General features: G+C 57.5%; 10 protein-coding genes. All 10 read right to left on the minus strand.

Annotated elements, in window-relative coordinates:
* Nucleotides 1-229 precede the first annotated feature (229 nt).
* A complete protein-coding gene (locus ACW4DH_RS13130) occupies nucleotides 230-709 on the minus strand; it encodes a hypothetical protein (RefSeq protein WP_459636844.1) in 480 nt (159 codons plus the stop codon).
* Nucleotides 702-1,337, minus strand: coding sequence for a hypothetical protein (locus ACW4DH_RS13135; protein ID WP_459636845.1), 636 nt, complete (start codon nucleotides 1,335-1,337; stop codon nucleotides 702-704). The genes ACW4DH_RS13130 and ACW4DH_RS13135 overlap by 8 nt, the downstream gene beginning before the upstream one ends.
* Nucleotides 1,338-1,549: 212 nt before the next feature.
* The gene (locus tag ACW4DH_RS13140; RefSeq protein ID WP_459636846.1) at nucleotides 1,550-3,250 is read right to left on the minus strand and encodes a 3'-5' exonuclease; all 1,701 of its coding nucleotides are present in this window, start codon (nucleotides 3,248-3,250) and stop codon (nucleotides 1,550-1,552) included.
* A gap of 139 nt (nucleotides 3,251-3,389) precedes the next feature.
* Entirely contained in the window at nucleotides 3,390-3,611 is a 222-nt protein-coding gene (locus tag ACW4DH_RS13145) for a DUF6447 family protein (RefSeq protein ID WP_459636847.1), read from the minus strand.
* A 51-nt stretch (nucleotides 3,612-3,662) separates the two neighbouring features.
* Nucleotides 3,663-4,469, minus strand: a complete 807-nt coding sequence (locus ACW4DH_RS13150) for a SapC family protein (protein ID WP_459636848.1) — start codon at nucleotides 4,467-4,469, stop codon at nucleotides 3,663-3,665.
* Between the two features lie 362 nt (nucleotides 4,470-4,831).
* On the minus strand, nucleotides 4,832-5,257 hold the full coding sequence (locus ACW4DH_RS13155; RefSeq protein ID WP_459636849.1) for a hypothetical protein: 426 nt from the start codon (nucleotides 5,255-5,257) through the stop codon (nucleotides 4,832-4,834).
* 427 nt (nucleotides 5,258-5,684) lie between these two features.
* On the minus strand, nucleotides 5,685-6,203 hold the full coding sequence (locus ACW4DH_RS13160; RefSeq protein ID WP_459636850.1) for a hypothetical protein: 519 nt from the start codon (nucleotides 6,201-6,203) through the stop codon (nucleotides 5,685-5,687).
* A gap of 45 nt (nucleotides 6,204-6,248) precedes the next feature.
* Entirely contained in the window at nucleotides 6,249-6,386 is a 138-nt protein-coding gene (locus ACW4DH_RS13165) for a hypothetical protein (RefSeq protein WP_459636851.1), read from the minus strand.
* 63 nt (nucleotides 6,387-6,449) lie between these two features.
* Entirely contained in the window at nucleotides 6,450-7,982 is a 1,533-nt protein-coding gene (locus ACW4DH_RS13170; RefSeq protein ID WP_459636852.1) for a methyltransferase regulatory domain-containing protein, read from the minus strand.
* Nucleotides 7,983-8,210: 228 nt separating this feature from the next.
* Nucleotides 8,211-10,670, minus strand: a complete 2,460-nt coding sequence (locus tag ACW4DH_RS13175; protein WP_459636853.1) for a DUF4214 domain-containing protein — start codon at nucleotides 10,668-10,670, stop codon at nucleotides 8,211-8,213.
* Between the last annotated feature and the right edge of the window lie 656 nt (nucleotides 10,671-11,326).

Consider the following 11,326-nt stretch of genomic DNA (forward strand, 5'->3'; position numbering starts at 1 on the left):
TGCTCTAGGCCGGGCCGGTAGTGATGTTGCTACAGAGACTGGCGTCTCGTGCGGGTGGGACAGGGTAACGGTCGTTGTATGGCATAAGGCCTGACCAGCGGCCTGGAACCCCTCGCTGTGGTCCACCGTACCGATAGATCTTTCGCAACCTGGGCCATGTTGCCAAGGCGAATCTCACCGAGCGCTACGTTGCCCTGTGCGCACTATGGAATGACGGCGACAACAGCATTTATGCCCCACCCTGCTGCAGCGTGGCCACCAGGTCGAAGTAGGCCCGCTCCGCGTCGCCCTCTTCAACATTGGCGTCGATGAAATCATCCAGGCCATCGCAGATCGCGATGGCTTCCGGCGAGTCGCCCAAACGCTCGACCCAGTCGGCGTACAGGGCACGCAGAGCGTCATAGTCCGCCTGGCCCATCGACTCGAACAGCAGGTGCTCGTAGCTTTCCAGCGTGGCCAGGAGAGCTGTGCGGGTCTCGGAAGGGATCGGGGCCTCGTCAGGGCCTTGGGCGTCGGGGGAGTCGGTCATGCCGCCATGATAGCAGCACAACGGGGCCACAGGCGCGTTAACATCGCGAGGTGGCAAGATGGTCGGCTGAAGGCATAAAACGCCGCACAGAGCGGCAGGGAACGGCAGATAATCGGCACGAACGGTAAACGGATGCAGGGCCCACCCCAGGGCAGTGACCGGCGCATCACCGTCACTCATTTAAGCTGGCAGACGCATCCACCTGGGGCCGAAAGCCGTGCCGGAACAGCTGAACGATCGAAGCCGGGGTGAGAACGGTCACGCTCGTACCCGGCTCAGGAAGCGGTCGCGCTTGGCTGTAGCCATGAAACGACCAGGGGAGCAGTGCCGTATCGGTGACCAGATAAGCAGCGTCTGCCTTTTCGATGAAGGTACCGAACGGTAGCGTTTCAATCGGCGCCTCAAAGGTGACCTTAGCTCCGCCTCGTAGGGTCCGCTCGGTGTGCAATACCTTGTCTATAGCGCCAATCGACGGCTTGTCACCCGCCACCGCGCCGGGATTGGCGGTCAGCCAGTGCGATTTGAACTCACGGAAGCGCTGACTGCGACATGAGCCACAGGGGCGATGCCCTGCCGCAAAGGCCGTGGCCTCATCGAAGAAGAACAGCTGTGAATATTTATCGGGCTCGAAGACAGGCCGCTCGTAGCCGGGATAGTCCAGCACGCAGGTCACCCAGGCTTTCGTTTTCCAGGGACGGATAATATTCCGCTCGTCATCGTGCAGTATGCCTCGATTCCCCAGCAAACTGCCCCGCGCACTTACAGCCTGCAGGCTACCAGAGGGGTCGACTCGGTTCTGTAATGGCATGTCAGCTCATTCAGCTCTTTGTTTGATCGGCTCAGTGCTCTTGCTTGGGTGGCTCTTCGTCAGCGCCCATGCATAAGCGTACTAGGGTTGGCGATGCGCGTCGTACGCGGCGATGTTCAGCCGGTGCCCGCGCCGGGCCAACCGCACGAAACAGTAACCCACACTGTCAGCGGCTGGTCAGGCTTCCGAACAGCAAGAAACCGCCCTGCCCATCAAAGGCTTTCAAACAGCTCTTCCGGCACGTCTTCGAAGAACCGGCAGAACGGCAGGGACCCGACCAGGGTGACGCTCTGCTTGGCACGTGTCATGGCAACGTACAGCACACGCCGTAACAGGCTGGCCTCCTGTTCCATATCTTCTCGGGCGATACTGTCGAGAATGCGGCCGGGATACTGAGCATCGTGCAGGCCCATGACGACCACATGGTCGAACTCGAGACCCTTCAGCTGGTGATAGGTGGTGACGGCCACCCCGCCTGTAAAGCCGCCAAGTCCTGCGCCCTTGACCTTCTTGACCTTTACGCCGCGCTTTTCCAATGCCTTCTGAGCGGGATAGAGCTGACGAGAGAACGGCAGCACCACCGCCACTGACGTCGTGCGCACCCGCTTGAACTCGCTGGCCACGTAATCGTAGCCCTTGTCGTAGGCCTGTTTCGCATCGGCAGCAAGAAGCAGCCTGACGCGTTCACCATTTTTATCCGGGCGTACCGGCGCCGTATAATCGGTGTTCTCGGCCACATCATTGTCCGCCAATAGATGCTCGGCCACGTCCATGATCTGTCGCGTAGTGCGATGGCTGGCGGATAGACGCCGGGAACGACCGCCCTGCACCTGAATACCGACCGATGTCCAGGTAAAGCTGCGTCGATAGATCTTCTGGGCCATGTCTCCGGCCATACTGAGCGATACACGCGGAATCTTCGCGGCCACCAACAACCAGCTCTTATCGAAGTCCTGCACCTCGTCGATCATGACATGGTCATAGCGGTATTCATCAGGGAGATCCCCGCCCCGTTCCATCAGGACGCGCAATAACAGGCCGGCCGGATTGTCGTAGTCTTCCTGGCGGGTTTCCTCGAGCCACTCCTGATACAGCTCGTAGACGCACCAGATGAAGCGTCGATCCTCCTGCGTGACCCGCACCGCGGTGCCCCGCCCCGTGCGCTCAACCGCTAGGTAGTCTTCGAGCCGTGTGACGTGCTGACCGAACAGCCAGGCGATTTCGTCGCCCCACCAGCCCAGCAGATCCGGCGCTTCCTTCAGATCGAAGAGCCGATGCCTGCCAACCTCTTCTTCTGCCTCCTTGACCAGCCGCTTGAGCTGTTCGCCACGCGCCTTGCCATCGACCCAGCCGGTGAATTCGAATCCCATTGCTTTGGCCGTGCTGCGTGACCAGTCATGGAAGGTTCTAACGTCCACATCACCTTTCATCCCCGCCTGGCGAAACGCTTTCTTGACGTAGGCACACAGGGCCGAGTTGTAGGTCAGAAACAGCAGCGACCCCTTGGCCATGGCCGAGAGCAGCCTGCCCGCCCTGGCGGCCAGCACGGTGGTTTTTCCGCTGCCCGCCTGGCCACGAACCAGCAAGTGCTGAGAAGGATCGAGGTCGATCACCGCCTGCTGCTCATCGGTAAATGCAATGGTCGGCTGAGCAGGTTCAGCAGGCACGGACGCAACACTAGTGTCGGCGCCGTCGCCCGCCTGGGTGGCGGCCCCTGCCAGACGCCAGCGGTATGAGGCATCGATCTCTGCCTTGCCTTCCGTGCGTAGACGGTATAGCAGCGTATTGACGCCGCTTCGATCAACATGCAGGCCGAACTCATCCCCCAGGATGGTCGCTAACTGGCGAGCCTTTACCGGTGCATGCAGGTGCAGGAGCTTCGTGACTTGCGCTTCAAATACGTCTTGACTCATTTACTCTCCTCTCAGCACCCTGCCTGTATCCCAGCGCAGCCAAAACCCATTGTTGAGTGCCATCAAATAATTGGCACAAACGGCACGCAGCCACCCAGCAGGAGTCCGGTGGCGGCCACTGCAATCAATCGCATCATGATCAATGGGTCTCCTTATGGGACAGTTCTTCGCTCAGCGCCCGCGCATAGGCGGTACGTGCCGTCTGGTTGATCGCCAGCTGTTGCTGCAAGCGGGCGATCTCCTGGTCGGTGACGCGCAGGTTGGTGACCTGGCTACGGGCATTCTCGGACAGGTCCGCCACGTTGTATTCGGTACCGTCGATGGTCACGGTCTGGTTTGCTTGGGTATCGGTATCGGCCATGGGGTAAAAGCTCCCTATCTGCCTGAAAATTGAACCACCTAGGGTACGGAATCAGTCCCCGAAATCGAACGTGAGATCGTCCTCATCGCCATCCAGCAGGCTATCGATGTCCCGGCTGGCTGATTGGCCGGCCTGCTTGGCATGATACTTTTCGTGAAACTTGGCCCGCTCGGTGAACTGCGAGAGCTGGCTCATCGAGAACAGCTGGGCGTAGGCCAACGCCAGGGCGCCGTGCTTGCGCAGATCGGCAAAGGCTTCAGCGGCTAGGTCGTTGAGCGCCTTCTCGTTGATGCGATAAAGCCCTTGCACGGTGATCGGTTCCTGCCCTTCCCCGCGTTCGATCTTGAGCGGCCAGGGCTCGATCAGCCCGGTCTCGCCCAGTAGCAGACTGGCCTTGGCGGTTACCTGACGGTTCTTGTCGCATTGGGTGAGGAAGTTCAGCGTCTGCTGGACCTTCTCGGTGAGGTTGCCGTCGTCATCGAACAGTGGCTGGGCGGAGGGCTCATCGGTCAGGCTGTCCTGCTCGGCCGCCAATACCTGCTGGTCGTTATCGGCCTTGGCCATACGGAAGGGATGACCGCGCAGAATCGACGGCACGTAGCTCGCCAGCCAGCGACCGTCAGAATGCACGTAGAGGTTACGCTCGCCACCCAACCCGGTCAGCGCCACGGGCTGGTAACTTGAGTGAACGCCTTCGCCCTGCTGGATGAAGCCCAGCGTATAGTGCTGCAATAGCTTGGTCAGCTCGGCGATCAGGATCGGCACGACCTGTTCCTGGGCAGCAAAATTATAGCCCTGACGGGGCCAGAAATTCGTTTCAGCGTGTTGAGTGCGGGATACCGCGGTCCATTTCGCCATCGAGAACTCCATCAGGGAGGAAAAGGTTGGAAAACGATGACCGATTGTACCAGTCACGCTCCAGCGAACAGACCCGTTTGCCGTCGCCCGCTCTGCCGCGCTTCCCCTGTCATGCAGCTACGATTATCGCTACCCGGCCCATATCGCTTTCATCGGTGCCCGACAATGGCAGAGCAATAAGCCGGCGCTGACTCATCGCCGGCCAATGCGGCCGACATGAGCTGTCCTGCCGTTGAGAAATCAATAGAAAATCTCTGATTGCCGTTAAGATCTTCCGGCACCAACTCACCATTCCCCCAATCTGAACTGTCAGGTTGCATCGTGCATCACCATTCTCGACCAGTGGAGCGAAATTAAAAGGATCAATGTCGCTTATCAATATTTTTTAGTTGCGACATCAGCAAGTCCAGTATCGTTTTTTGGGCAAAGCAATGTTCTTTTGCCAGATCCTCCAGTCCATCGAGCAACCGAGCCTGCAGGGTTGGGTCAGCAACTTGACGGATATGCTCTCCCAATGGTTCCACTAAAACCGCCACATCCTTCCCCCATGGCCTTTGAACCCCATCATTCCATCGACCAATACCGCTTTCCCAGTCTGATCGCCATAACTCGACGGCAAGCTGGCACTCGCGCCGAACCTCCGCCTCCTTCATGAGGAACTGCCTAGTCGCTTCATCCAACTCGGGATTCGTACCAACCCCTTCATCGGCTGAAAAAGCAGGCTCTCCTAAAGCTTGTAATGGTATTACGGCCAACAGCACAACGGCCAAGCGACTGAACTTCATCATGAGCGATTTATGCCTTTAAAGGTATGAACATGTTATCGATGCATCTACTTGAGCGGCTCTCCGCCCAGCGCGTATAGACGGTGCGTGCCCTCTCCGCAGCCGCCAGCTAGTGCTGCAGACGAGTGATTCCTGAGCGGTCGGCAGTTTGGCGACCTGTTCACGAGCACTCTCGGGACGCTCATACAGGCTGTATTCGCCACCATCGATATTGATCCGATTTTCAGAGCTTTGGCTTTGACCGCACCTGCACTCTCGCGGGTGTACAAGCCATCGAGGCTACGGGACCGCTCCCAGAAATCGAAGGCCGGTTCCTCGTCATGCTCGGAGAAGCGGCCTCGATTCTCGCCGGTGTTGTCACGCACGGTGTTTCCCAGGCCCTCACGGAAAGCCATTCACGAGTGAGGTGACGTTCACCCGATTACCGGGATCAATTGCCCTTCGAGACAGCTTCGAAGCCACTGAACCCTAGCTCGACATCATACACAACGGGTTTGCTCGGATCGTGTTGACGGTCGTCAGGGCCGTACGCCACCCCTTCGATGTGTACGCCCCCCTCGCTCTCGCCCACATGAAAATCCGTAACGCGGACAAGATCCAGTTCAGGCATCGTGTATTCAGTTTTGACGACAGGATCGGCAGAACCAAACCCACTCCGCTCGACGACCGTAAAATTGGGGCGCTGCGTTCCATTACCGCCGTAGCAGCCATAATCCCCTTCCCAGTAAACGATATACTGGGCGCCGAACCCGTCCACCTCATCCATCCCCTGCCTGACCTGTACGGCCTTGTATTGCAGCGGCGTGCTTTCTGCCGAGTTCGGGATCTGGCAGGCAACCGTTTCGCTAAACCGTTGCACAAGACGAGAAGCATCGGCTTCATCAAAAGCATAGGTATCGATGGATACCATCACCGCAGCAGCAAAAACCACCCCTTCACTAATTCTCATTTACCGTTCCCTTCTTTTAATGTTTTTTTGTCTGAAAATCCGCTGCTAATCCGCATCGATCTCAATAAGGATGACGTCCAGAATCGGCACGACCTGTTCCTGGGCGGCGAAGCCGTAGCCCTGGCGAGGCCAGAAATTCGTTTCAGCGTGTTGAGTGCGGGATACCGCGGTCCATTGACTCATTGTGTCTCCTGGTAAGATTAAAGTGCAGGTGTTTGGCGTTGGGCACTCTGTAGGGGTCTGTGTTCAGGCGATCTGCAAGGCTTTCAAGAGGGACAAGCGATGCGCGTCGAAATCCTGGGCCTGGGCGGTGAGTTCGGCGAGGTTTTGCTCGGCGCTTTCCAGTGGCTTGCCCTCCTTGACGACCCGTTGCCCCTGAGCGGCGAGTAGCTGCCAGACGAACTGCGCCCAGTGCTCGGGCTGTTCGTGACCTTGCGACAGGGCCAGCAAGAACAATTGCTGGAAGCGGGGCACCGCGACACCGCCCCCGGTAACGGGGCTGACAAGATAGGCGATATCGGCACTGGCCCGGGCACGTTTCATTAGTTGTTCGTTAAGGCGATCGGTACGTGGCTTGGCGCGGCTAGCGGTGTCCTCGTCCTGCACGGGGGACAGATGCCCGGCCCCGGTGAGCAGCATGACAGCCTGACGGAGCTGGGCCAGGTTGATCGTGCCCTGCAGGGCTTGCTCGATCTGTTGCAGGCTTTGGGGTTGGTGATCAGCCAGCAGGTCGAGAAGCGGCGTGTAAACGGCGGTGCTCAGGTCGGCCTCGCCCAGCGCGCCCTTGACCTTGAGAGCGACCTGGCTGCGCGGCGTGGTGAGCATGACACGTTGCTCTCGCAGCCCTTCCGCCTGTTCCAGGGCGGATAACTGCCGCAGGCCCTTGACCCAGTAGTCGCGCCGGAACTGCTTGTTGACGATAAAGTCGCGCACGTCCTCGCGGAATGCCGAATCGGGAATCTGCTTGAGCAGCGCCTGCTGCTCCTGGGTGAGGTTGATCGCGTCGACATGGTCAGGCAAGTGCGCCGAGCAGGCGTAGCTCAGCTTGGCGGGTGCCAACCACTCGGCGGTGGTCGAGAAGTGCATCGGGTGCCAATCCCGGTTGAAGTACTCATGGGCCAGGTACTGGCGGTTCTTGCCCTTGAGGTTATCCAGGCGCTCCTTGACCTGTGGGTTGGCCTTGGCGTAGGCCGGGTTGACGGCCATCAGGCGCTCGGCGAACGCCAGGGCGTCACCCACCCGGGATACCGAGCCGTACCCCGGGGCGGCCAGGGTATCACCGTGCTGCCTAAGCAGGTGCTGCATGGGGCCAAAGGCCGCCCAGCCGGGCTGAGTGTTGTAGCTGACGTAGACCACCCCGCCGGGTTTCAGCGTGCGGCGAATGAAGTCGACGATAACGCTGCGGTTGGCATCGGACACCCAACTCCAGATACCGTGCAGGGCGATGACATCGAAGTCCGGCAGATCGGGGCGCTGACAGAACTCCTCGAACGCCTGATCGAAGAGCTGTGCGCCGGATCCGGCCTGGGCAGCAAGCTCCTGCGCGAAACTTACCTGGGAGGGGTTGAAGTCGGTACCGTACCAGTCGACCACGGTCGCGGCGGCATGGCTATTGATGCTCATGCCCTGCCCGAAAGCCAATTCGCAGGCGGTGCCCACCTCGGGAAACGCCAGTCCGGCATTCAGGAAGGCCAGCTTGATGCGTAGCGGATTGAGCTCGTGAAAATAGCCGTAGGTATATTCGATATCCGAGACGTAACCGTCGGTCCAATCGCCCATGAATTTACCTCGTAGCTGGGATGGCTCAACTGACACTGATAGTGAACACACAGCTTAGCGGGAATGAAATAGTTACTGGTCAATTGCTTGCAGAATACCGGTGGCTTTATCCGTCACCGAATAGCCCTTAAGCAAAAAACCCCGCCTCAATGAGACGGGGTTCGGTATTACTTCTCGCTTTGACACTCCCCGGCGAGCCGGGGAATGCATCCAATCCGTGGGAGTGGATTAGGCGATTTCGACCTGTGAACTGCCGTTGCTGACAGCTTGCAGACCGGTCAGATCAACGCTACCAGTCAGTTCGACGAGCAGATCGCCGTCTGTGGCGCTAAAGGTAGCACCGGCAGCGTTATCCTGAACAAGATAGCTGTTACCGTCGAACTCGAAGTAATTCACCTGTCCTACTGTTGAACCTGACGCGGCTTCATCCAAGTAGTCTTGGAAAGTAGCAGTTACGCCCGGAGCGGTAGTCACAGTGGTCTCTTCGAAACCGTCTACAGCCGTGCCAAAGTCGATCACATCACCTTCCTCGAAATCAGTGATGGTGGCGAAGTTGGTCGCGGACACGTCATTGGTGTAGGTAGAAAGATTGAAGGTATCGTCGCCTTCACCACCAGTGACGGTAGCTGAGTTATCGACGTTGATATAGTCGTCACCGGCACCGGCTTCAACTTCACCATCAATGGCGGCACTGATCTTGTCAGCGTTCGCAGAGCCAGTCACAGAAACGCCATCTTCTAGACCGAGGATTTCAGAAGCGTATTCGCCAGCGTCAGCATCCGAGTCAGCGGTGACACCGCTCAAGTCGATAGACTCGAGAGTAGTCAGGCTACTGCCATTGAAAGAAACAGCTTCGGCACCAGAGATCGACAGGGTTTTCACCGCGTCAGCGCTCAGGTCCAGATCGGTCATCTGGTAAGTGTCGGCGTCGGCATCGACAGTCTGAACGGAAACGTTTTCAACCTCATCGACAGTGACATCATAACCAGCGTTCGCACCATCGCGGCCCATGACGGTGAAGCCGAAGCTGGCGTCATCATCATCAGCAGCACCGTTCACGTCCAGGGTGATGGTGTCACGGCCTGATTCAGCAACCCCTACAACCGGCGGAGTAGCAGACGGATCGGCAGTAACGCCCGCTTTAAAATCTGAGTCCTGCAGCGTCACACTAGTTTCTTCTGTAAGCCCTTCAACAGTGCCGCCATCTGCGTCAGAAATTTCCAGTGCTTCAAAACCAGCGTTAGTCAGAGTGCCGTTGTTCAGCGTGCCAGAGAGGCCCGAAATATCCAGGACTTCGAAACCGCTAACAGTCGCTGAATTGGCGTTGTACAGGTTAGTTACGTCCTGTGTGCTAGCCAGCGTCAACGTGTCGCGACCTTCGCCACCGGCCAGAGTCACATCGCCATCGCTCAGGTCAACATCAGCAGCGCTGAGGGTGTCGTCGCCGGCACCCAGAGTAACGCTGGAAACTTGATCGGAACCAGCAAGGTCCAGATCAATGTCGCCAGTTGAAGCGGATGCGTCTACTGTCACTGCACCGTCTTCCTCCACAGAACCAGTATCGCCCAAGTTGGCCAGGGTCAGATCAAGCTCATCGGAAGCGTTGACAGTGACAGTGCGGAGATCGGCTGCGTTAGTAACGGCAACCGTGGACTCACCAGTAGTGGTCAGGTTCAGCGTGTCGACCGCATCGGCACTGTTAGAAGCCGCAACAGCAGTAGTCAGAGCGACATTGCTAGCATTGACGCCCAGCTTGACAGTAGAGCCATTGGCCACATTGGTAGTGACAGTGCTTGTAGCAAGCGTGCCGTTACCGTCTGTGTCGCGCTGCGTAACGTTAACGGTTTGCGCTTCAGTCAAACCAGAAACGGTCAGAGGTGCACCTTCGTCTACGCGAGTGAAGTTGAGCGTTTCGAGGTCAGCAGACAACTCGTTGACGTTAACGTTGTTGAGAGATCCAGCGCTAGCACCGACAATTTCAACGGCCTCGATGCTGGTAAGTTCCGGATAACCAGTATTACCAACAGCATTTGCTTCAATACGCAGGGTATCGACACCAGCACCACCATCAATGGTATCCAGTGAAGACAGGGACAGGCCAGTTGCCAGGAAGGTATCGTCGCCCGCAGTACCGGTCAGCTGATCGGCACCTGCAGTGAGCGTGAAGGTCTGGCCGTCGCCGCCGGACTGCGTCGGCAGGTTCTCGACCTGCGCCAGTGCCGCTTCTAGATCGGCCTGGGTATCGGTGGCATCGATGCCCTGGAGCAGATTTTGGGCAACGTCGACATCGTAGTTGTCACCGGCTTTAGCGGTGTAGGCGTCTGCCGCTTCAACGCGTGCGTCACGGACTTCCATATCGGAACCCTGAGCCGCATTGCTGATAGTCAGCGCGATTTCAGACAGGCTCTTCTCGCCAGACTCCAGCACGCCGGTGTAGTAGGCCAAGCCGGATTCGTCTGCATCACGGCTGAACAGCTGCTGATACAGGTTGTTGACCAGCGCTTCGTTGGAGAGATCGCCGAACTCTTCCTGGAATTCCTGTGACTCACCGAAAGCGTTGACAATCGCACCTTGTCCCTGCTCGTCAGCACGCTCCGCCCAGTACTGTAGGCCCGCACTGTCAGCCGGACGGCCATAATATGCAACGTAAAGCTGTTGTACGAAATTCTCAGATGCTTGTGTAGCCATGGGACTATAGTCTCCTTGATTTTTCAAAGCCGGCGGCCTAGTAACGCCGGCCATCTTCACTGCTTGAGCGCTCGAGCCCGGCTCAGTGAGCCACACCCCTACAGCGATCTTGTTGCGAATTGTATCAGCAATACGCTTCACATAGGCCACTGCAACAGGGCGCGGTTAGTGGCTAATGTAATTGCGAATTTACAGTCAAGTCAATGCGAAAATTCATGCAAAGCCGGGAATAAAATCATCTCATTCCCCTCCCCACCGAGGCCTTGCCTGCGTTACCCACTGGCAGGGCTTACGCTGACAGGGCTGAGGTTAGCCTAAATGAGCGAGCTTGGCGAGAGTAAATGCTTACTCTAGTAACCCTTTTGGCTTAACATTTAACTTACTGATTTAAAAAACAAAAAACCATTTCACCCCTCGCGATCGGCTAACTCTTCGCGAAATAGTGCCGTTTAGGTGCGTTTTTCCTATTTTTGAGAATGAGTTTTCATCATCCCGTATCTGAACGTGGCTGGCCAAGGCCTATCGAAGCTCAAAATCAGCGAGTCACCACTTCAATGCGTAGTCTATTTTTTTAAATATGCCAACCCTACCTTGGTAATGGACACATTTCTGTAACAATCAATAGAAGAAAGCTTTTATGTTGATCAAGATCAATG

The organism is Halomonas sp. WWR20 (assembly GCF_054602495.1).

Excerpts from the sequence above, each read along its gene's own strand:
- ACW4DH_RS13140 (WP_459636846.1), bottom strand. The coding sequence starts at position 3,250 with ATGAGTCAAGACGTATTTGAAGCGCAAGTCACGAAGCTCCTGCACCTG.
- ACW4DH_RS13170 (WP_459636852.1), bottom strand. The coding sequence starts at position 7,982 with ATGGGCGATTGGACCGACGGTTACGTCTCGGATATCGAATATACCTAC.
- ACW4DH_RS13145 (WP_459636847.1), bottom strand. The coding sequence starts at position 3,611 with ATGGCCGATACCGATACCCAAGCAAACCAGACCGTGACCATCGACGGT.
- ACW4DH_RS13130 (WP_459636844.1), bottom strand. The coding sequence starts at position 709 with ATGAGTGACGGTGATGCGCCGGTCACTGCCCTGGGGTGGGCCCTGCAT.
- ACW4DH_RS13135 (WP_459636845.1), bottom strand. The coding sequence starts at position 1,337 with ATGCCATTACAGAACCGAGTCGACCCCTCTGGTAGCCTGCAGGCTGTA.
- ACW4DH_RS13175 (WP_459636853.1), bottom strand. The coding sequence starts at position 10,670 with ATGGCTACACAAGCATCTGAGAATTTCGTACAACAGCTTTACGTTGCA.
- ACW4DH_RS13155 (WP_459636849.1), bottom strand. The coding sequence starts at position 5,257 with ATGATGAAGTTCAGTCGCTTGGCCGTTGTGCTGTTGGCCGTAATACCA.
- ACW4DH_RS13150 (WP_459636848.1), bottom strand. The coding sequence starts at position 4,469 with ATGGCGAAATGGACCGCGGTATCCCGCACTCAACACGCTGAAACGAAT.
- ACW4DH_RS13165 (WP_459636851.1), bottom strand. The coding sequence starts at position 6,386 with ATGAGTCAATGGACCGCGGTATCCCGCACTCAACACGCTGAAACGAAT.
- ACW4DH_RS13160 (WP_459636850.1), bottom strand. The coding sequence starts at position 6,203 with ATGAGAATTAGTGAAGGGGTGGTTTTTGCTGCTGCGGTGATGGTATCC.